We start from the raw sequence: 19,464 nt of genomic DNA, 5'->3' as shown, positions 1-19,464 counted from the left end.
AGGGCGGCTAAGGAAACAGATGGGTGCCAATATCCTTATAAGCGGCTCCCCTTTACCATGTGGCTTAAGCAGGACATGATGGGCAACGCCAGTGGATAAGGCGGGTCGCCAATAGGGCGCTAAAGGATGCTCCAGTGACTGAGACAACCAGCCCCTTGACCACTTCTGCCGCGCAACACTCCGGAAAGCTCGACCGATCCGGCCTGTCTTGGGCCTGGTTCGAGGCTGGACGGAACCCCTATGTGATTTTGTGCACGATCTATATTCTAGCACCCTATATCGCCACGACCGTGTTTTCAGACCCGGTAGTCGGGCAGGCGACGATTGCCAGTTGGCACACATTAGCCGGCATCATGGTCGCACTCACAGGGCCTTTCCTCGGAGCCATTGCCGACCGTTTTGGCAATCGCAAACCGATTTTGGGTGCCGTGACATTCGCCATGGTACTAGCCATTTTTAGCTTATGGTGGGCGCTGCCAGCAGGCCAGGGAGGGCTGTCGATTGTGATGATCGGGGCACTAACCACTGCGTTGGGGGTCCTGTTTGCCTATAGCGAAGTCCTTCACAATGCGATGCTGCCAACCGCCTCGACGCCTGCCACTTTGCCGCACGCCTCAGGTCTGGGACTGGCGCTGGGTAATTTGGCGTCGGTTGTTTTTCTGATTTTTGTGCTCTGGGGCTTGGCGTTTCCGGGGCGGGTTGATTGGAGCTTTGTACCAAGCCAACCCTTGTTCGGCTTGAACCCTGAAACCCACGAGACCAGCCGCATCGTAGCACCTATGGCCGCCGTTTGGTTTGCCATCGCCGCGCTGCCTTTGTTTTTCTTTTCGCGCGACAAAGAACCCTCTGGCATCAAGCCCTCGAAAGCAGCGATCGACGGGGTGGTCGGCATGTTTAAGGCAATTGGCAGACTGTTCCGCGTCGACCGGAATGCAGGCCTCTATTTGATCGCACGTATGCTCTATGTCGACGGCAAAACCGCCATCTTAATTGTCGCAGGGGTGACAGCGGCAGGTGTTTTTGGCTGGGACTTGTTAGAGATGTCGGCCTATGGCGTGATCTTGTCGATTTTCGCCGTGTTTGGCGGCTTAGTCGCGGGCCGGGTCGATACGCGGATCGGGGCCAAATGGTCCATTATTTTGGAAATCGGCGTGACTTTGATTTGCCTGCTGGTTCTGACCGCTCAATCAAAAACCCATGTGTTTGGACTTAATGTCGTTCCCGACACACCGATCTGGAACGCACCCATGTTCACGACTCTGCCGGAGGTGGTTTTCGTGTCTGGGGCCATCATCATCGCCATATCCATCACGGCTGCTTACGCCTCGTCGCGCACTTTGATGGCCCGCCTTGCTCCCAAAGGCATGGAAGGAGAGTTCTTTGGCCTTTATTCTTTGGCCGGATCCGCAACTGTCTGGATGGGCCCGCTTCTGGTCGGCGTTTTCACAAAAGCATTTCAAAGCCAACAGATTGGCTTGGCGTCAACCGGATTTTTACTCGTTGGCGGGCTGGTTTTGATGTTTTTTGTGAAACAACCACCTCGCCTTGAAAGCGGTACATACTAATTTTCTGGCTAGGTTTCAGACAGCCGATCGGATTTGCTTTATAGACACCCGCGTGACGCATCCATTTATTCGCCCCCTTTCCTGGCAGCCCCCGCTGCAAGCGCTGGCCTGTTTCGCGCATGACGAAGGTTGCCTTGGATTTATCGGAGGCGGTGCCCATGCCTTGTCCCGCTGGTCCTATGTCATGGCAAAACCTATTCGCTCCCATGTCTGGCACCGCAGTTCAAAGAGTGACCCATTTGCCGGTCTACAAGAAGCATTGACCGTACCGGCTCTGACTCTGCATCCGGACTTGGGCCCATTTCAGGGGGGATGGGCGGGCCTATTGGGCTATGAGCTTGGCCATGCCTTTGAGCGCTTGCCTGAAACGAGTCATTCTATTTGGCCGGATGCTTGGCCGGACGTGTGGCTGGGGCTGTACGATACTTTAGCGGTCTTTGATGCGGAAACCCAGCAGGCGTGGATACTATCTTGGGGCCTTACAGACGGTGGGCATTTAGACCAAACACTTGCTGAACGACGCGCTTCAAGCCTTTCAGACCAGATTGATGCGGCAAAACCCCTGCGCGCCCGGGCGGTTGAGCCCCCGACAGATTTAGCGTTATACCCAAGCCGACCGCGGGCGCAGGTGGAAAGCCAGATCGCTGAAGCAATAAATTTTATTCAAGCAGGGGACATTTTTCAGGCTAACATCTCGGCACGATTTTCAGGTCAGCTGGAGCTTGGCGATACGCCTTTTGATTTGTTTAGCCGCCTAATGGGACGCCACCCCTCACCTTTTGCTGCCTATTTGAGTTTGGGGGACAAGATTATCGCCTCCCATTCGCCTGAGCGCTTCATTTCCCGAACAGCTTCCGGCCTTTTGGAGACACGACCGATTAAAGGAACCGCCTCGCGTCACAAAGATCCCATGCAAGATGCGCGCAACGCGCAACTCCTGCTAGCCAGCCAGAAAGATAGGGCGGAGAATTTGATGATTGTCGACTTGATGCGCAACGATATTGCACGAGTCTGCGAGGCCGGAAGCGTCAAGGTGCCGCGCTTATGCGATCTGGAGAGCTTTTCAACGGTGCATCATTTGGTGTCTGAGGTCCGAGGCCAACAAAAGCCGGGGCTTGGCTTCTTTGACGCTTTGCGCAGTAGTTTTCCGCCCGGCTCCATAACCGGCGCTCCCAAGGTGCGCGCCATGGAGATTATCAGTGAACTGGAAGGAGAGCCGCGCGGCCCCTGGTGTGGCTCGATGATCCGGGTTGGTTTTGATGGGGCTGCAGATTCCAGTGTCTTGATCCGTACTGCTGCGTGCCAAAAGCAGAATGATCGCTGGCACATTGACGCGCGCGCCGGGGCTGGCATTGTAGCCGATAGCGAACCTTCTCAGGAGTTTGAGGAAATTCTGGTTAAAGCACGCGCACTGCGTATTGCAGCACACAGTGGAGACGTATTGTGACAACCGGCCCCCTTGGCGACATGTGCTGGCACAATGGCCACTTAGTTAAGGCAGCCGAGGTGCGGATTGATCCGACCGACCGTGGCTTTACTTTGGGCGATGGACTGTTTGAAACGCTCCTCTGGACAGGGCGCGAAATTCGCTTCTTTGAAGACCACATGGCCCGATTGGGCCATGGCGCGAGCCAATTGGGCTTGGCTATTCCGTTTTCAATTACCGAATTGGAAGATGGTCTTGTAGGGCTGGCGCAAGCCAGTAGTCTTAAGCCCGCCGCCTTGCGACTGATGGTGACACGCGGCGTGGGTCCGCGCGGCTTGAAGGTTCCAGATACGTCTTTGCCAAATGTTTTCGCGACGATTGCGACAGTCCCAACCGAATTTCCTGCAGTTGACGTCCGGCTTGTCGATGTCTATCGCGCGTCGGGTGCCCCCTCGGCGCGCTTCAAAACCTTATCCTATGTCGACAATATAATCGCCCTGAGACTAGCTCAAACTATGGGTGCCGATGATGGCCTGATGCGCGGCCCCGACGGGTCAGTCGCGTGTGCGACAAGCGCGAATGTTTTGATCCAACAAGGTGGTACGTGGCATACGCCACCGCTCGAAGATGGTGCCCTGCCCGGGATCGTGCGGGGCCGTTTAATTCGAGCAGGCCTAGTTACCGAGAGCCGAATCCATGTTGGTGATCTTGAGATGTGTCAAGCTGCATGCCTAACCAATGCGCTTGTTGGGGTTCGGCCGATCCACACCTTAAATGGACGAGTCCTCAAAACAGAGCTTGGACTTTATGCTGGGCTTGTTGCTGCGCTAGCCTGATTTCTTGCCCAGATTGAAACATACCGATCCTGCCGCACATCGGCTTGATCTATCAGCGCTAACTCGAACTTATTTGCCGAGAAACTCGAATGCCTTGTCTTAGCAGCCAGGCGTTGTAAACCCAACCAGGCATAGCTTGGCCGATTTGCGAGGCCTGAAATAGAAGCGCTCACGCAATGTCGTTGTATTGGGCGAAAAAGATGTGCCAAGGGAGGTGTATTGAAGGGTCACTTCCCCAACAACGACGCCGCCATTTGTAGCAAACAAGCCTGTATCGACCGTAACTGTATTGCCTACCGTTAAGGAGTGGCCGGCAGCGACATTTGCACAGCCACCAGTACCGTCAATCTCTTGGCTCCACTCTACCTTGGGCGTGCCGGATTGAAGCGCGACGGAGGCAACAACCAATGAAGGCGAGGTAGCTATATAGGGGGCGAATACGCTTCGGGTCACCGTTGCAATTTGGGCGAGGTCTGTGCAGGTCACGCGGTCGGTCTGGGATGCCAGGTCGCCCAAAGTCGAGGCTGCAAGTGTTACCTTCCGATCCACGCTGACCACTTGGCTGACTTCAGTTGCGCCAAATAGCATCAGAAGCATCAAGGGCGCGATTAGCGCAAATTCAACCGCCGAGACGCCGCGCTGGGCTGCGCGCTTGTAGGCAGCTTCATGAAGGCAGTTTAGCCGGGTTATAAGCGAAGTTCTTACTGACATCACAAGCAACCTCAATTAAACGGTTCATTACGGAAGGCCGATGTTGCGGCAATGATTCTGTTATAGTTACCAAGCGTCCCACCACTGTCGGAGAAATTCCGCATGGCATTGGAAACTCCAGGCGTGAACAAAGGCCACACATAATAGCCACGGACCACAACAATTGCATTTGCAGCCGTTGCTTCATAGGGCTCGTCCGCGGCTGATCCCGGGGTCAGTGTCCCGTCTTCCCAGGGGTTCGGAAGTGTTCCAGAAACAGGCTGGTTCTGAACTTGAACGAACAAGCGCGTGCTGCAATCACCCAAGCCCATCATGCGAGCACAAACATTGGCCTTAAACTGTTCTTTCGTAATGGGTGCTGCCAGGGATTGAGCCTGACCAGTCCGAATTTTACGTGCCTCTTCCGAAACGGCCGCTTCAAGCGTCGTTTGCACGAAAAAGATCATCATGGTTTCGAAGATGCCGAACAGCATAAAGATGAAGGGGGTGGCGATCATCGCAAACTCAACAGCAGCGGACCCACGCTTGCCCTGGGTCGTGCGACGTTTACGCAAGCGCTTAACCATAATCGAGTGCAATACAGACATCGTCGACTCCCTCAACGTGACCATATCTAGCACGGGAGGCCTTTAAGCCTCCTTAAACAAGCCTTGAAAATTTTAGCTATTAACGACGATTGACGCCTTACTGGCGTCCTCCAGACCCCGCCGCAAAGGCTGATCGCGCTGCGATGGCAGTAATAGCCGGCGTATTGCCGGCGCTGGTCCCCTCGGAATGAACATTAGGAATGCAGCGATCCTGGCAAATGGCGGTAGAAATTTCTTTGCCACGCTGAATGGTAACCATGTCGCGAACATTGGTCGGGCGAACTTGAATTGTGCCAGAGAACACGGTCTTTCCGGCAGCATCCACTGCCAAAACCTCTGTGGTGCCTACTGATTTTCCAACCACAAAGAGAACATTTGCGTCATGAACAATTACGTCCGCAATGCTGGCATTACCTACCACAACGCCAGTGACTGGGCGCTGAAAACGGAGGGGTTGAGATTGGTCGACTTCCAATTGGAAGGATTGTGCAACAGCTGTGCCCGCTGTCAAAACAACAAGGGCGCAGGCAATCGAGACCAATGGATTGACTAAATTGGACATGACAAAACTCCGTGTTGCCTCTTTCATTACCCCCGACCCGTAAACCAGCCATTAACAAGTGAAGCCCGCCGACGCTTTGCTGCACGCCGAGCCGAACCTTCAGTGATTTGAGGTCTCGCTCGTGTGTATATGAGATATAATGTGCGGGATTAGTTACCCGCTCGAGGACAGGCTGGGTGACTGCACAGAAAACAAGCGGCCAGCCCTATGGTTTCGGTTTCACATTCTGTCTGAAGGTGTGACTCATTACTCAAGAATTCGTATCTAATTCTATCACATCCAACATAGTGAAGAAATTTTGTCAGAATAATGCAGGGAAAAACATTTTTAAAATCAATATATTAAATTGGTGCCGCCTCAATTGCGCCAAGAAAAGGGCACTTCCGATCAATTTTTATGTTTCAGTTTACGCCATGTTTATGAGTCTCCGCTAGAACAGGGGAGACACAGGGAATGAGAAGCGATTAAGACTTCAACCACCCGGTCGCATGTAGAATGGGAACCTAAAAATGAAAAAGCTTTTCTCGAAAATCCGCAATAATGAGTCCGGTGCAACTGCTATCGAATATGGTCTGATCGCTGCTTTGATCGCCGTTGTTCTGATCAGCTCGTTGACCACTTTGGGCAACAACATGAGCACTCGCTTCAACTCGATCGGTGATTCGGTCGGCAGCCGCTAATACAGGCTTAGTCTGTAAAAATTGGCGCTTGGTTTTCGGACCAAGCGCTTTTTTTTGCCCGTCGTTTTGGCTCGTTACCCCCAGCGGCGTTTACTTTGGCTTAGCGGTCCCATGCTAAAGGTCTTCTATGACTCTTGGACCAGACACTTTCGCGGCTAGTGCCGGCTTGATTGCCTTTTCGGGTGCCATGATCTGGGCCGGCATTGGCGATGTCCGTACCTTTCTGATTACAAACAAGCTGAATATGCTAATTGCGGCTGGCTTTTTGGTGTTCGCACTACCGATGGGCTTGGGGTTGAGTGATCTCGCAGCGCATATCGGAATCGGCTTGCTTACTACCCTAATTGCCCTCGCCATGTTTTTGGTCGGCGTTTATGGTGGCGGGGACGCAAAGTTAACGGGTGCTGCTGCACTTTGGCTTGGCCCAACTGCGATGATGCCCTTCATCCTTTATACAGCAATCGCTGGCGGTGCATTGGTCATAGCCCTGATTCTAGGACGGCAATTGGCACGGCATTTTGGCTTACCAAAAAATCCACGTTGGGCTCGAAGATTGCTACGCAAGTCGGGCGCAGTTCCCTACGGCGTAGCTTTGGGTATCGGGGCTATCCTTGCAACACCCTATGCGCTTTGGTTTCCAAATTTTTGACTTAAAATTTTGCTGAATTTTCGTACTTCTTCAACCAAAGAAGTCGCGCCGTTAACCTCTTCTTAGAACATATTTACGCATGGTCATTTGGTAAATCATTTTGGATTCGGGTGATTCTCTAAGGGTACGACTGGAAAAATATCTGAGTCGGAACCCCGAGCGGGAGATGCATAGCGTGAATATTCGGCAAATCTCAATCATTGGCGGTGCTCTGCTTGTCGCAGGCGGAGCCTTCATTTGGATGCGCTCGCAATCCGCCAATCCGCAGGTTGCGCAGCCTGTTTCCGTCAGCGACGCAAAGGCCGAAACCGTCAATGTATTGGTGGCCAAGAGCGATATGGTCGTGGGCGAACGTATTTCGCCCTCTTCTTTGGGGTGGGAAGCCTATACACCGACGAGCGCATCGACGCCGGGTTTCTTCCTTCAATCTAAAAACCCCAAAGCGATTGAAGAATTCAGCAATGGCATCGTCCGCCAAGCTATGGTGAAGGGCGAGCCGGTTTTAGCTTCTAAGATTGTCGATGTTGATGCAAAAACAGGGGCAATGGCTGCTCTGTTGACGCCGGGGATGCGCGCTACTTCATTTACAATTAGCCCTGAAACGGCGGTAGCAGGTTTTGTACTGCCTAATGATCGCGTGGACATCCTCCTGACCCGTGAATTGCAACTCACATCGAACGGCCAATCCGTGTCCAAGATCGTTTCGACGGCGATTTTAGAGAGTGTTCGCGTCCTCGCAATCGACCAAGCTATCACGCAAGATAAGGACAAAACGACGATTGTTGGCGCAGTCGCAACGGTTGAATTGTCAGCATCCGATGCAGAAAAGCTTCGTTTGGCACAGAAATTGGGCGATCTTTCGCTTACGCTAAGGGGTTATGCAGATGCTGGGGGCCCAACCTATGCTCCAGCTGGCACTGCTGTGATGAACCAAGGTTCATCAGCCCCAATGTCGGCTGATCCAAAGCCACCTTCGTCATCGCCAAACGTACAACAAGCAGCTCAGGCGATTCCAGCGGCTGTTAAAGTTTATCGGGGAGGGCAGTGATGCAGCCAACCCAAAACGTTAAATATGTTCTAGCCGCGGTTTCCTGCCTAGCGCTAAGCGCGGTTGTGTCGCCTGGTGTCGCGCTCGCTCAAGCTGGCCAAGGTGCTTCTGTAAAGGCTATGCCTCAACAGTCCACAACCCAACGCCTCACCTTGGCGCTTGGCAAATCGGCAATCATCGATCTACCAGTTGAAGCCCGGGACGTTGTGGTTTCCGATCCAGAGGTCGCGGACGCCGTGATGCGCACCAGCCGACGTGGTATCCTGCTAGGCACGAAAGCCGGCGAAACGAACGTCTTCTTCTTGGATGCACAAGGTCGCCAGATCCTGGCGCTAGAGATCCGGGTTGCACGCGACACCTCGGAGCTTAACGCGCTGATTCAGCGCCTAGTGCCTGAAGCCCGCGTCGTCGTCGACAGTGTCAACAATTCGATCATCCTAACCGGGGATGTACCAAATGGCTTAGCCGCCGACCAAGTCTTGCGGATCTCCGGCCAATATGCCGGTGGTGCTGACAAGGTTTTAAACATGATGAACGTCCTTTCGGGCGATCAAGTCATGCTGCGGGTGCGCATCGTTGAAATGCAGCGGTCGGTTATCAAGCAATTGGGCATGAATCTTACCTCGTCCAATATCCTGAACCAATTGTTGCCCGAAGACTGGGGCATCAAGTTTGCGACGGCCAATGGTTTCTCGGTTAATGGTGCCTTCTTGGGCGGAACCACGCTCGACTCCACTTGGGCACAGAACTTCATTCGACCGGTCACAAATTCATTCCTCAGTGGGGAGTCGTCACTTCTCGACCCCACCATTGGCGCTGGTGCTGGCGGCTACAATCGAACAATTGATCCAGTCACTGGCATCGTAACGACGACCTATGGTCCAGGTGAATTGGTGACCGGTCAACGCGCAGATAGCAACATCCAAGCCCTCGAGCGGGTTGGTCTGGCCCGCACCCTTGCAGAGCCAAACTTGACTGCTACTTCGGGTGAGCCTGCAAAGTTCTTGGCTGGTGGCGAGTTTCCTGTGCCAACAGCCCAAGAAGGCAATCGGGTTTCGGTCTCATTCAAGCCCTTTGGGGTTGGCCTGGGCTTCACCCCAATCATCCTGAGCGCCGATCGAATTTCGCTGAAAATTTCGACTGAAGTCTCTGAAATTTCTACGGCAGCCTCCTTCCGTCAAGCAGATACCCTGATCCGAGATGCGGCCGGTAACGTCACCGACACCATACGCGGCCTGTCGATCCCCGGCGTTTCGGTTCGGCGTGCCGAAAACACGATGGAGTTACCATCTGGCCGTTCGATGGTTATGGCAGGCTTGATCCAACAAGCGACGCGCCAATCGATTGAAGGATTGCCGGGATTAAAGGACCTTCCTATCTTGGGGAATCTTTTCAGGTCTCGCGATTTCCAAACCAATGAGACTGAACTCGTCATCATCGTTACGCCCTTTATCGTGAAGTCGGCTTCGATGGATGAGCTTCAAACCCCGGGCGATGGCTACGCACCCGCCAGCGACGCTGCTGCATTGCTGCTGGGTCGCATGAATAGAATGGTTAAGCCCGATTCCAAAGGGCTGCCAAAAGGGCGCTACCGTGCCCCTATCGGACATATTGTGAATTAGAGTCAGGAAGAAGCCGATGACAAGAGAAATCGCGAAATATGCTTCATTCGCTCAGCCGAGCAAAGCCGCCCTTACGGCGATTGCTTTCACGGCGCTGATGATGCTGGGTGCCTGCGGCGGTGCAAGCGCCGCCAAGGAAGAGCCAGCAGTAGATCGGGTTGAGAAAGCTCACCTTGAGCGCACCGTCCTGGATGCTTTTGCGCCTGAAGCCATCCCCGTTGAAGCGCGCATCGCCATTTCCGCGCCCAGCGGTGCAATTGGCATTACGGTTCAAGAAGCGGCTGAGCTAAAGTCGTTCGCGCAAGAATATGTGCGCCTCGGCCGCGGCAACGTTGTTGTCTCAGTGCCAACGAATGCCAGCAACAGCCAAAGTGCCGCCCAAGTCGCCCAAGACGTACAACGGGCCCTATTTCTCGGCGGCGTTGATTTTTCGAAGATTTCTTCTGGGCCCTATCAAGCCCAAGGTCAAACGAATGCCCCAATTCTTATTTCTTTTGGGCGCTATGAGGCCAAGCCGATTGTCTGTGCACCTTGGACTTCCTTTGATCCGCGAAAGACTGCCGAGAACATTCCGCCCGACCGTTTCGGCTGCGCGCAGAGTGCCAATTTGGCAGCGATGATTGCCGACCCCGGTGACTTTCTGGGCGATCGCAGGGAAGGGCCGCGTGATGCGGCTCGTATCCAGAACGGTATTGATCTGCACCGCAAAGGCGGTGTTCCGGCAGTTAGTGGAGCCGTTGCAGGCGGGGGTGGCAAATGATTGGGAATGCAAAGCGCAAGCCCATGTGGGAAGAATTGGCAACGGCTGACGAGCCATTCGAGCTCGATGCCGACCTAGATTTCTTGGAACCAGCCCACGCCCAAAACGTTCCGGCGCCTGCTTCTCCGGGTGACTTCGATGCTGCGGCCTTTGAAGAAACTTACGTGGGTGAGTTGGCGCGCGGCGGCGACCAACCGGTACCACGGATCTCTGTCCAAGTGTTCTGTGAGCGTCCAGATACCGCACAGTTATTGCAATCGGCCTCAACTGATCGTCGCATCGCGAAAGCGCATGTGACCGTTTCAATGGGCGGTCTGGCTGGTGCCATCGAATTCTTCCAAGCCCAACCCTCGCCAAACTTGATCATCGTTGAAAGCTTGGCGCCACCTGCAGTTTTGATCCAACAATTGGATGAATTGGCCTCCTATTGTGAGCCTGGTGTTAAGGTGATCCTGATTGGAGAATCGAACGACATCGGTCTGTATCGGGAGCTGATCCGCCGTGGCGTTTCAGAATATCTGGTGCCACCGCTGCAGCCTCTGCAGCTGATACGCACTATTTCTGGTCTTTATGTGGATCCAAGTAAGCCCTTTCTGGGGCGCACAATCGCTTTCGTCGGCGCCAAGGGTGGAGCTGGTTCGTCCACAATTGCTCATAATGTGGCCTGGTGTATGGCCGAGCATGCCCGCGTGAACACGACGTTGGTTGACCTCGACTTGTCCTGGGGTACCACGGGGCTTGATTTCAACACCGATCCAGCGACCGGAATTGCTGACGCCTTGGAACAACCCGAACGGGTCGACGATGTGTTGCTCGATCGCTTGCTGACCCGTCACACGGACCATTTGACTTTGTTCACCGCTCCCGCCTCTCTCGAACGCGAGTTTGAGATTTCGCCAGATGCCTATGAGACTGTGATTGAAGGTGTGCGCCGGGGTGTACCTTATGTCGTTCTCGACCTGCCCCATACGTGGTCAAAATGGATGCGCCAAACGTTGCTGTCTGCCGATGAAGTGGTGGTAGTTGCACAACCAGAGTTGGCTGGCCTGCGCAACGCCAAGAACATTTTTGACATGGTCCGCATAGGTCGCCCCAATGATACGCCGCCAAGAGTAATTCTAAATATGGTTGGTGTAGCAAAGCGGCCTGAGATCCCCGTCAAAGACTTTGCCGACGCTTTGGGCGTTCAGCCGACACTTGTGTTGCCCTATGATCCCCAACTGTTCGGGACTGCAAGCAATAATGGGCAAATGTTGGCCAGTGTGAATCCAAACAGCAAATGTGCTGAAGGTATGGACTTCTTGGCTCAATTATTCACCGGTCGTGCGCCCCAACCAAAGGCTAAGGCCAACTTCCTCTCAAAACTAATGCCCGCAAAAGCGGCTAAGTGAGGACAGGATGTTTGGTAAACGTGCAGACGGGGCGGCACAGGCAACACCCCCTAAGTTTGCTCCCACTGAGGCCCAAAAGCCGGTAGCAGCGCCCGTACCGCCGCCTTCAACCCCTGCGGCTCCTGCGGCGGTAACCACGGCTGGCACCGTGGACCCAGCGCGGGTCGCAAAGGCTGTGCGCGCGCCGACGCAATCGGCTCCACCACCAAGCCCTGCAAATGATGGGCGAACTGAAGAATATTACCGCACGAAAGCGTCGGTTTATAATGCTTTGATCGAAACGATCGATCTAGGCCAATTAGCGGCGCTAGACCAACGCACGGCCCGCGATGAAATCCGCGATATTGTCAACGAGATTATCGCAATCAAACAGGTGATTGTTTCGGTTGCTGAGCAGGAGAAACTGCTCGGCGATATTGTCAACGACGTGTTGGGCTACGGGCCGTTAGAGCCCTTGTTGGCACGCGACGACATTGCCGACATCATGGTCAATGGTGCCAACAGCGTCTTTATCGAAGTCAGCGGCAAGGTAACCAAGACGCCGATCCGGTTTCGCGACAATCAGCAATTGATGAACATCTGTCAGCGCATTGTGAGCCAAGTTGGTCGCCGCGTGGACGAAAGCTCACCCATATGCGACGCGCGCCTACCTGACGGCTCTCGTGTCAACGTGATTGTGCCGCCCTTGGCACTCGACGGACCTACCCTCACCATTCGTAAGTTCAAAAAAGACAAATTGCGAATGAAGGATCTGGTCGGATTTGGCGCGATTTCCGAGGCGGCAGGCAAGGTTCTAGGTATTATTGGGGCCGCTCGATGCAATGTGCTGATCTCAGGGGGTACAGGTTCGGGTAAAACCACCCTGCTCAACTGTTTGACCGGTTATATCGCGCCCGACGAACGCGTCATTACCTGCGAAGACGCCGCCGAACTACAATTACAACAGCCACATGTTGTGCGCCTTGAAACCCGCCCACCAAACCTAGAAGGCCAAGGTGCCGTGCACATGCGTGACTTGGTGAAAAACTGTCTGCGGATGCGTCCTGAGCGTATCATCGTAGGCGAAGTCCGCGGCCCTGAAGCATTTGACCTGTTGCAAGCGATGAATACGGGTCACGACGGTTCGATGGGCACGTTGCACGCCAACAGCCCGCGCGAAGGTCTTTCGCGTATGGAAAGCATGATCACCATGGGGGGCTTCTCGCTGCCCACCAAGACAATCCGTGAGATGATCGTCGGTTCGATCGACGTCGTTATTCAGGCAGCACGTCTACGCGACGGTTCGCGCAAGATTACACACATCACGGAAGTGCTGGGCTTGGAAGGTGATGTCATTGTTACCCAAGACCTCATTGTCTTCGAAATGGACGGCGAGGACGCAAACGGTAAGATTATTGGCAAGCATCGGTCCACTGGCATTGCGCGCCCGAAATTCTGGGATCGCGCCCGCTATTATGGACTCGAGAAAGAGCTCGCCGAAGCCCTTGATGCAGCGGACGTCTAACGAACATGGATCTTGGAACTATCATTCCTATTTTGGTTGCGGCCGGTGTGGTGCTGATCGGCATTGCGTTTGCTGGCGATGACAATAAGGAATCGCAAAAGCGAATTAAGTCGGTTGCACAGTCGCGGGACTCCGCAGTCAAGCGCCGGGCTGCAGACCCTGACGAGACCCGCCGCAAGCGCTTGATGGGCGGTATCAAAGACATCGAGATGCGTGAACGCCAATTGCGTCGGGCACGTCTGTCGGTTGGAGCACGAATTGAGCAGGCCGGCCTGACCATGGAGGAAAAGACCTTCTGGATGGCGTCGGCCGGACTCGGCATCTTGGTTGGCTTAGGCATCCTCATCAGCGGCAATGCTTGGTACTTTGCCCTAGCTGGGGCTGGGGTTGCGGCCTTTGGTTTGCCGCGCTGGGTTCTGGGCTTTTTGGTTGGCCGAAGACAAAAGAAGTTCATTTCCGAATTTGCAAACGCGATCGACGTTATCGTACGGGGCGTAAAGTCCGGCTTGCCATTGGCGGAGTGCCTGAAGATCATTGCGCGTGAGGCGCCAGATCCGTTGAACATCGAGTTTCGCCGGATTTGCGACAGCCAATCCATGGGCGTACCGATGGATCAGTGCTTGGCAAAGCTGTTCGAGCGCATGCCTTTGCCTGAAGTGAGCTTTTTCTGCATCGTGCTATCAATCCAGCTGAAGGCCGGTGGTAACTTGTCCGAAGCGCTTGGCAATTTGTCCTTGATCCTGCGATCGCGGAAATTGATGCGTGAAAAAGTCAATGCTTTGTCCTCAGAAGCCAAGGCATCAGCGATGATCATCGGTGCCTTGCCGATCTGCGTCTGCGTGATGGTCTATGTCACCGCCCCTGCCTATATGGCGCTGCTCTTCACAGACCCAACCGGTAATATGGGTTTAGGCGTGGGGCTCCTAATGATGGCAACCGGAATTTTCGTCATGCGCAACATGATTAACTTCGACATTTAGGGAACGAACAATGTTCGTAGAGGTTAAAGATTTTGCTCGAATGGTCACAGATCCAGAATTTGTGGCATCTGTAATCCTGGCTGCTGCTCTCTTGGTGACCGCTTTAACCGTCGCTCAGCCCCTATGGAAGACTGACCAGCTCGCGGCGCGGATGAAGGGCGTAGCGACGGATCGTGAGTCTATGCGCCGCAAAAACCGGGCAACGCTCGCTATTGAACAAGCCGAAAAAAACTCACTTAGACAACGCGCCAAGGGTCCTTGGAAATCCATCGTCGATAAGCTGAATCTACAAAAGCTTCTTGAAGATCCAAATGTGACCCAGAATCTGATGGAAGCGGGTTTACGTGGGCCGGGTCCAGTGGCCATCTTTTACTTTGCACGCTTTGCAACGCCTATTCTGTTCTTTGTCGGTGCCCTGACGTACGTAACCGTTTTCGGCAAAGACATGACTAGCAATAACCGGCTTATTACAGCAGTAAGTGCCTGTGTGGCGGGCTTTTACTTGCCTAATATTCTGGTCAAAAACATCGCAACGAAGCGACGCGCTTCGATCATGCGCGCCTTCCCGGATGCTTTGGATTTGCTGCTCATCTGTGTTGAATCGGGCATGTCCATTGAGCTCGCATTCTTGCGCGTTGGGCAAGAGATCGGGTCGTCCTCGATTGAGCTTGCTGAAGAGTTGAGTCTAACCAATGCCGAACTCGCTTACTTGCAGGATCGGCGGGTCGCCTATGAGAATTTGGCGAAACGCACCAATCACCCGGGCGTGAAGGGCGTCGCCACCGCCCTAATCCAAGCCGAGCGATACGGGACACCTCTAGGTTCTGCTCTGCGCGTGATGGCGAAAGAGAACCGCGAACTGCGCATGACAGAGGCCGAGAAGAAAGCAGCGGCATTGCCGGCGCAGCTAACAGTGCCAATGATCGTATTTTTCCTGCCCGTTTTGTTTATCGTTATCCTGACCCCAGCCTACATCCAGTATCAGAGTATGAATGGCGGCACTGGTCCGAAAAATGTCACAGGCGGCGCGCCCCGCTAAGTTAACAGCAAACGGTTATGCGCTATCAGGCAACGCTAGTGCGCGGCTGCCCCATCTTTGTTGATGTAAACGCGGCCACAATACAAGCACTCCACTTTGCCTTCATCACCCATCTCATACCAGACTTTGGGATGACCCAATGCACCGCCACCGCCATCACAAGCAACGCGATGATCGTCCACATAAATGGTTTCAACTGGCTGGGTAGAATTTGGCGGGCCGGTGACGGACATAAATTTTTTTCTCTCACAGCTGCGTGATTGCTACGAACTGCTTCGCGGCTTAATTAGAACTTTACGGCCCTATTCGTCAACGTGTGTGCCAAGCGAGAATCCATGACCCATCCATCTTTTGCCATTGAAGCTCGCAGGCTTCAGAAAACCTATGCTGCCAGCGGGAAATCGCCCGAAAAGCAGGCACTCAAAGGGTTGGACCTGGCTATTCCAAAAGGATCGATCTTTGGACTCTTGGGCCCTAATGGCGCTGGCAAATCAACGTTTATCAATATACTTGCCGGCCTTGTCATCAAAACTGCCGGGGAAGTTCGAATCTGGGACATTGATATCGACAAAGACCACCGCGCTGCGAAGGCTGCAATCGGGATAGTGCCCCAAGAAATCAGCTTTGACGCCTTCTTTACCCCCTTTGAGACGTTGGAGCTGCAAGCGGGTTTCTATGGCGTACCTTCAAAGGAACGGCGCTCGATGGAATTGCTTGACGCTGTTGGGCTCGCTGACAAGCGCGACACCTATTCGCGACAATTGTCAGGCGGCATGAAACGCCGGCTTTTGATTGCCAAAGCCCTTGTCCACACCCCGCCAGTGGTAATTCTTGACGAGCCGACCGCGGGCGTCGATGTCGAACTTCGTCGATCTTTGTGGGAATATATCACCATGCTCAATAAAGAGCGTGGCGTGACGGTCGTTTTGACGACGCACTATCTCGAAGAAGCTCAAGAGCTATGCGACAATATCGCGATTATCGACCAAGGTCGCCTGATTGCGTGCGAACCCACGCCCACCATTCTCAGGCGCCTCGACAAAAAGGCCGTCGTGATTTCGCCACTCGAGCCCTTAACCCAAATCCCTGCAGGCATGGCCGATCTGGAATGCGTGTTGCGACCAGACGGTGCTTTGGCCATCCACTATCGCCCCAATGAACATAGCGTTGAAGCACTCCTTTCCCAAGCGATGGGGTCTGGTGTGCGGATCAAGGATTTGCGGATTGAAGAGCCCAATCTTGAAGACGTCTTTGTGGCGCTTACGACGCCTGCTGGCGGGCGGTAAAGCACAGGAATATCGGCGCGCAATCGCCGAGTTTCTTGGTCTCATACCGCGTCGTGATGTGGTCTTCAGGCGGGGTACGCCAGTCGGTCGCTGCCTCAGCCAGCCAGTCAAATCCGCCATGCTGGGTCATTTTCTCAAGCGTCCAAGCGGCATAATTAGCCCAATCGGTAGCAAATCGAAGTTCTCCGCCGGGCTTCAATGCCTGATGGGCATCGTCCAGAAAAGTTTGTTGAATCAGGCGGCGCTTATTGTGCTTGACTTTGTGCCACGGGTCCGGAAACAAGATCACAAGCTTATCGAGACTGGCGGGCTTTAGCGCTTTCAACACCGGCCTTGCATCGGAGGCCAAGAGACGTACGTTGGTTAGGCCACGATCCTCTATTCCCACTAAGGCCTTCGCAACGCCTTCTTGGAAAGGTTCTGCGCCAAGGAATAAATGGTTTGGGTGACGCTCAGCTTGCCCAATCAAATGCTCGCCCCCGCCGAAACCAATCTCAAAGATCACCGCCTCTGCGGCAGGCATCCACTGAAGTGGATCCAAAGTCTCAGTAGGTTCTGCTGGGATTGATACGCTTGGAAACAAAGTTTCAAACAAATGCTCTTGGCGATCAGAAAGCGCGCGCCCGCGCACACGGCCAAAAGATCGAAGCGGCCCAAAAGGCTTAGGGGCGGAAAAGTCAGGATTGGACATCGCCTGCTTATGCCCGTTTGCCCGCCCCTGGACTAGACCTCCACCCATAGCGGAGGCAGCGAGGTCGATGATACTGAACAAACGCGAACTCTATTCCTGTTTCTTAAGTGTCATTTCACAGTTCCTGACTAGCCTGTGGTCCAACGAAACTGGGGAGTTATTGCGTGTCAAACCCTTGCTTGAAATGCCCAACGGACCAAAGCTGTTGTCGAGAACTTCATGGCCTGAAGATCAATGAAGCAGAATATACGCGGCTTTTTGCGGGAAAAAGCGATCACCTAACCGTTTCCCGGAAAGGTAATTTGTACGAGATTTCTTCCCTTGGGAATGGTCCGTGCCCGAATTGGGATCAGCAGTGCCAAGTCTATGGGAACCGGCCCATGGACTGCGACCTTTACCCCTATACGATGGGCAATGTGTTCGAAGGGGATGGGGAGGTTTACGCGACCTACCACAGCCGCACCGAATGCCCATTGACGGCTGAGCTCTTGGGCCCCCGCGAAAATGCAGAAGCTATGATCCGGAAGTTTCTAACAGAGACCTATGGCGAGCATTGCAAGGTCACGGTTCGCTATGATGAGGGAGCGGCAAGGCTGTACCACCTCGCGCGCCGGGCTGCCGCTAAGGCTAAGAGGCTGCTTGTTGGCGAGAAAGCCTAGGGGAATTTCCACTAAGTGGGACGCTTTTGGGACTGTTGGCTTTCTGGCATGATGTGGCAGAACGGGCATGGTCGGGTTTGGGGGGCGAAGGCGGCATACGCTGCCATTTATCCTAACAGTAAGCGCTGGTTTCTAGTGGCCCGAAGTATGGATGCACTTCAAAGGCGATCAAACTCTCCGAGTGAATGGAGGAAGCTTCGAGGCGGCGTCAGAGCCTATCACTGTATTCGGATGGCAATTTGGATGTGGATTTGGTTCCTCAAGTCAAAAGTAGCGGGCCTTTCTAGAGTGACTGCCTTTGCATTTGCCTAGACGGTTGAGTCCACTGTAACTTTCGCGCTTGATGTTCACTTCAATTAGGTGTCAAACTAATAAGGAGTGGGTTAAGGTGTTTCTATCTATGCGGCGTTCCTTGCTTTTATTGATATTGACTGGGCTTTTGACCGCATGCGCGTTGTCACCGCAAGCCCGTATCTCGAACAGCGATCAAGACAGATTTTTCCAGAGCGTGTCTAAACTATGTGGTCAAGCCTTTGCCGGTAAAATGGTAACAGACCATCCAATGGATGCAGATCTGAAGGGAAAAGCAATGATCATGCATGTGCGGAGCTGCACTGCAGAGACAATAAAAATCCCCTTACATGTCGAAGATGATAGGTCGCGCACATGGGTGGTTACACGCAAAATTGGGGGGACCGAGGCGGGGATTGAGTTGAAGCACGACCATCGTCATGCAGACGGAAGCGAAGATGAAGTCACACAATATGGCGGTCGCACACTGACACCGGGCACCGCTACCCGCCAAGAATTTCCTGCAGATGCCTTTTCAAAGGCGCTTTTTGAACGGACCGGGCGACCAAATTCGTCACTCAATACTTGGGGGCTGGAAATTGAGCCCGGCAAGCGTTTCATTTATGAGGTCACGCGACCAAACCGCCACGTGCGCTTTGAATTTGATTTGAGCCAGCCGATAACTGCACCGCCGCCGCCTTGGGGCCCACCGGCCGTGGAGTAAATGCGGTCGCAACCTCCTCAGTAAACTTCTGACCTAATGGCTGACGTATCGGCGCGATGTAACCGGGTGCCTTTTGGAAACAGCAACGATCAAACGGAATGCTTACTATTGGCCGATTGCGGTTGGTCTGCTTTGGGGGGCGGGGGCGGCGAAAGCTGCCATTTGGAGGTTTTGAACACCAACCGCCGCTTCCGGCCGATTACGGACCTTGGAGCGATCAGCGAACTCGTCGGAAAACTTCACAGTCTTCACCGAGAAATATTGTATCGCGTTCGTAGCGGAAGCCGGCTTTGAGAAGAACGCGCTAATACACCGGAAGCTTTCGTATCAGCGGGCTGCGCGCAATAGCATTGTTTAGAGCGCTTCCCGATCAATCTGCATCATACCCACAGCTAGCGAAGTAGTTTCGGCATTCGTGTGGATTGAACATGGTGACGAGGGAACCGATCACGT

The 19,464-nt window shown here is 53.9% G+C and carries 20 protein-coding genes; 15 read left to right on the top strand and 5 right to left on the bottom strand.

Annotation, left to right across the window (positions count from 1 at the left end; translation table 11 throughout):
- Positions 1 to 134 precede the first annotated feature (134 nt).
- Genes ACIQ20_RS09370 through ACIQ20_RS09360 form a run of 3 tightly spaced genes read left to right on the top strand, consistent with a single transcriptional unit; the run spans position 135 to position 3,827 of the window.
- Positions 135 to 1,565 (top strand): MFS transporter, encoded by a 1,431-nt coding sequence (locus ACIQ20_RS09370; RefSeq protein ID WP_395779656.1) that lies wholly within the window; start codon positions 135 to 137, stop codon positions 1,563 to 1,565.
- A gap of 52 nt (positions 1,566 to 1,617) precedes the next feature.
- Positions 1,618 to 3,012, top strand: coding sequence for an anthranilate synthase component I family protein (locus tag ACIQ20_RS09365; RefSeq protein ID WP_395779654.1), 1,395 nt, complete (start codon positions 1,618 to 1,620; stop codon positions 3,010 to 3,012).
- The gene (locus tag ACIQ20_RS09360) at positions 3,009 to 3,827 is read left to right on the top strand and encodes an aminotransferase class IV (protein WP_395779652.1); all 819 of its coding nucleotides are present in this window, start codon (positions 3,009 to 3,011) and stop codon (positions 3,825 to 3,827) included. The genes ACIQ20_RS09365 and ACIQ20_RS09360 overlap by 4 nt, the downstream gene beginning before the upstream one ends.
- A 99-nt stretch (positions 3,828 to 3,926) precedes the next feature.
- On the opposite strand, the gene ACIQ20_RS09355 is transcribed toward ACIQ20_RS09360, so the two are convergent.
- The 3 genes from ACIQ20_RS09355 to ACIQ20_RS09345 all read right to left on the bottom strand — a co-directional run bounded on the left by ACIQ20_RS09355 (position 3,927) and on the right by ACIQ20_RS09345 (position 5,687).
- A complete protein-coding gene (locus ACIQ20_RS09355; protein WP_395779650.1) occupies positions 3,927 to 4,538 on the bottom strand; it encodes a TadE/TadG family type IV pilus assembly protein in 612 nt (203 codons plus the stop codon).
- Positions 4,539 to 4,549: 11 nt separating this feature from the next.
- Positions 4,550 to 5,125: a TadE/TadG family type IV pilus assembly protein gene (locus ACIQ20_RS09350; protein WP_395779648.1), complete on the bottom strand. Its 576-nt coding sequence runs from the start codon at positions 5,123 to 5,125 to the stop codon at positions 4,550 to 4,552.
- Positions 5,126 to 5,222: 97 nt separating this feature from the next.
- Complete coding sequence (locus ACIQ20_RS09345) at positions 5,223 to 5,687, bottom strand: pilus assembly protein N-terminal domain-containing protein (protein ID WP_395779646.1); 465 nt, start codon at positions 5,685 to 5,687, stop codon at positions 5,223 to 5,225.
- A gap of 509 nt (positions 5,688 to 6,196) precedes the next feature.
- On the opposite strand from ACIQ20_RS09345, the gene ACIQ20_RS09340 reads away from it, so the two are divergent.
- The 9 genes from ACIQ20_RS09340 to ACIQ20_RS09300 all read left to right on the top strand — a co-directional run bounded on the left by ACIQ20_RS09340 (position 6,197) and on the right by ACIQ20_RS09300 (position 15,360).
- Complete coding sequence (locus ACIQ20_RS09340; protein WP_395779644.1) at positions 6,197 to 6,367, top strand: Flp family type IVb pilin; 171 nt, start codon at positions 6,197 to 6,199, stop codon at positions 6,365 to 6,367.
- Positions 6,368 to 6,494: 127 nt separating this feature from the next.
- Positions 6,495 to 7,016 carry a prepilin peptidase gene (locus ACIQ20_RS09335; RefSeq protein ID WP_395779642.1) on the top strand — a complete coding sequence of 174 codons (522 nt, stop codon included), beginning with the start codon at positions 6,495 to 6,497 and terminating at the stop codon, positions 7,014 to 7,016.
- Positions 7,017 to 7,191: 175 nt separating this feature from the next.
- Positions 7,192 to 8,064, top strand: coding sequence for a Flp pilus assembly protein CpaB (cpaB, locus tag ACIQ20_RS09330; RefSeq protein ID WP_395779640.1), 873 nt, complete (start codon positions 7,192 to 7,194; stop codon positions 8,062 to 8,064).
- A complete protein-coding gene (locus ACIQ20_RS09325) occupies positions 8,064 to 9,686 on the top strand; it encodes a type II and III secretion system protein family protein (RefSeq protein ID WP_395779638.1) in 1,623 nt (540 codons plus the stop codon). The genes cpaB and ACIQ20_RS09325 overlap by 1 nt, the downstream gene beginning before the upstream one ends.
- Before the next feature lie 16 nt (positions 9,687 to 9,702).
- Positions 9,703 to 10,446, top strand: a complete 744-nt coding sequence (locus ACIQ20_RS09320) for a CpaD family pilus assembly lipoprotein (protein ID WP_395779636.1) — start codon at positions 9,703 to 9,705, stop codon at positions 10,444 to 10,446.
- The gene (locus ACIQ20_RS09315; protein WP_395779634.1) at positions 10,443 to 11,837 is read left to right on the top strand and encodes a CpaE family protein; all 1,395 of its coding nucleotides are present in this window, start codon (positions 10,443 to 10,445) and stop codon (positions 11,835 to 11,837) included. Before ACIQ20_RS09320 ends, ACIQ20_RS09315 begins: the two co-directional genes overlap by 4 nt.
- A gap of 7 nt (positions 11,838 to 11,844) precedes the next feature.
- Positions 11,845 to 13,341: a CpaF family protein gene (locus tag ACIQ20_RS09310; protein WP_395779632.1), complete on the top strand. Its 1,497-nt coding sequence runs from the start codon at positions 11,845 to 11,847 to the stop codon at positions 13,339 to 13,341.
- 5 nt (positions 13,342 to 13,346) lie between these two features.
- A complete protein-coding gene (locus ACIQ20_RS09305; RefSeq protein ID WP_395779630.1) occupies positions 13,347 to 14,321 on the top strand; it encodes a type II secretion system F family protein in 975 nt (324 codons plus the stop codon).
- 10 nt (positions 14,322 to 14,331) lie between these two features.
- Positions 14,332 to 15,360, top strand: coding sequence for a type II secretion system F family protein (locus ACIQ20_RS09300; RefSeq protein WP_395779628.1), 1,029 nt, complete (start codon positions 14,332 to 14,334; stop codon positions 15,358 to 15,360).
- A gap of 35 nt (positions 15,361 to 15,395) precedes the next feature.
- Here ACIQ20_RS09300 and ACIQ20_RS09295 read toward each other — a convergent pair whose 3' ends face one another.
- The gene (locus tag ACIQ20_RS09295) at positions 15,396 to 15,593 is read right to left on the bottom strand and encodes a zinc-finger domain-containing protein (RefSeq protein ID WP_395779626.1); all 198 of its coding nucleotides are present in this window, start codon (positions 15,591 to 15,593) and stop codon (positions 15,396 to 15,398) included.
- Between the two features lie 102 nt (positions 15,594 to 15,695).
- Between ACIQ20_RS09295 and ACIQ20_RS09290 the strand changes: the two genes are divergently transcribed.
- Entirely contained in the window at positions 15,696 to 16,646 is a 951-nt protein-coding gene (locus ACIQ20_RS09290; protein WP_395779624.1) for an ABC transporter ATP-binding protein, read from the top strand.
- Here ACIQ20_RS09290 and trmB read toward each other — a convergent pair.
- A complete protein-coding gene (trmB, locus tag ACIQ20_RS09285; RefSeq protein WP_395779622.1) occupies positions 16,621 to 17,418 on the bottom strand; it encodes a tRNA (guanosine(46)-N7)-methyltransferase TrmB in 798 nt (265 codons plus the stop codon). The genes ACIQ20_RS09290 and trmB overlap by 26 nt on opposite strands.
- Positions 17,419 to 17,501: 83 nt before the next feature.
- Between trmB and ACIQ20_RS09280 the strand changes: the two genes are divergently transcribed.
- Positions 17,502 to 17,996 (top strand): YkgJ family cysteine cluster protein, encoded by a 495-nt coding sequence (locus tag ACIQ20_RS09280; RefSeq protein ID WP_395779620.1) that lies wholly within the window; start codon positions 17,502 to 17,504, stop codon positions 17,994 to 17,996.
- A gap of 670 nt (positions 17,997 to 18,666) precedes the next feature.
- Positions 18,667 to 19,011 carry a hypothetical protein gene (locus ACIQ20_RS09275; RefSeq protein ID WP_395779618.1) on the top strand — a complete coding sequence of 115 codons (345 nt, stop codon included), beginning with the start codon at positions 18,667 to 18,669 and terminating at the stop codon, positions 19,009 to 19,011.
- Positions 19,012 to 19,464 lie beyond the last annotated feature (453 nt).

The organism is Aquidulcibacter sp. (genome assembly GCF_044346625.1).
In the GTDB taxonomy this organism is placed as follows: domain Bacteria; phylum Pseudomonadota; class Alphaproteobacteria; order Caulobacterales; family Aquidulcibacteraceae; genus Aquidulcibacter.
The sequence above is the reverse complement of the archived record's forward strand: the minus strand, read 5'-3'. Positions and strand labels throughout refer to the sequence as shown.

Bases quoted from the DNA above. Each gene is read 5' to 3' on its own strand.
- ACIQ20_RS09320 (WP_395779636.1), top strand. From the start codon at position 9,703: ATGACAAGAGAAATCGCGAAATATGCTTCATTCGCTCAGCCGAGCAAA.
- ACIQ20_RS09295 (WP_395779626.1), bottom strand. From the start codon at position 15,593: ATGTCCGTCACCGGCCCGCCAAATTCTACCCAGCCAGTTGAAACCATT.
- ACIQ20_RS09345 (WP_395779646.1), bottom strand. From the start codon at position 5,687: ATGTCCAATTTAGTCAATCCATTGGTCTCGATTGCCTGCGCCCTTGTT.
- ACIQ20_RS09290 (WP_395779624.1), top strand. From the start codon at position 15,696: ATGACCCATCCATCTTTTGCCATTGAAGCTCGCAGGCTTCAGAAAACC.
- ACIQ20_RS09305 (WP_395779630.1), top strand. From the start codon at position 13,347: ATGGATCTTGGAACTATCATTCCTATTTTGGTTGCGGCCGGTGTGGTG.
- ACIQ20_RS09340 (WP_395779644.1), top strand. From the start codon at position 6,197: ATGAAAAAGCTTTTCTCGAAAATCCGCAATAATGAGTCCGGTGCAACT.
- ACIQ20_RS09335 (WP_395779642.1), top strand. From the start codon at position 6,495: ATGACTCTTGGACCAGACACTTTCGCGGCTAGTGCCGGCTTGATTGCC.
- ACIQ20_RS09355 (WP_395779650.1), bottom strand. From the start codon at position 4,538: ATGTCAGTAAGAACTTCGCTTATAACCCGGCTAAACTGCCTTCATGAA.
- ACIQ20_RS09350 (WP_395779648.1), bottom strand. From the start codon at position 5,125: ATGTCTGTATTGCACTCGATTATGGTTAAGCGCTTGCGTAAACGTCGC.
- ACIQ20_RS09325 (WP_395779638.1), top strand. From the start codon at position 8,064: ATGCAGCCAACCCAAAACGTTAAATATGTTCTAGCCGCGGTTTCCTGC.
- ACIQ20_RS09300 (WP_395779628.1), top strand. From the start codon at position 14,332: ATGTTCGTAGAGGTTAAAGATTTTGCTCGAATGGTCACAGATCCAGAA.
- ACIQ20_RS09315 (WP_395779634.1), top strand. From the start codon at position 10,443: ATGATTGGGAATGCAAAGCGCAAGCCCATGTGGGAAGAATTGGCAACG.
- ACIQ20_RS09310 (WP_395779632.1), top strand. From the start codon at position 11,845: ATGTTTGGTAAACGTGCAGACGGGGCGGCACAGGCAACACCCCCTAAG.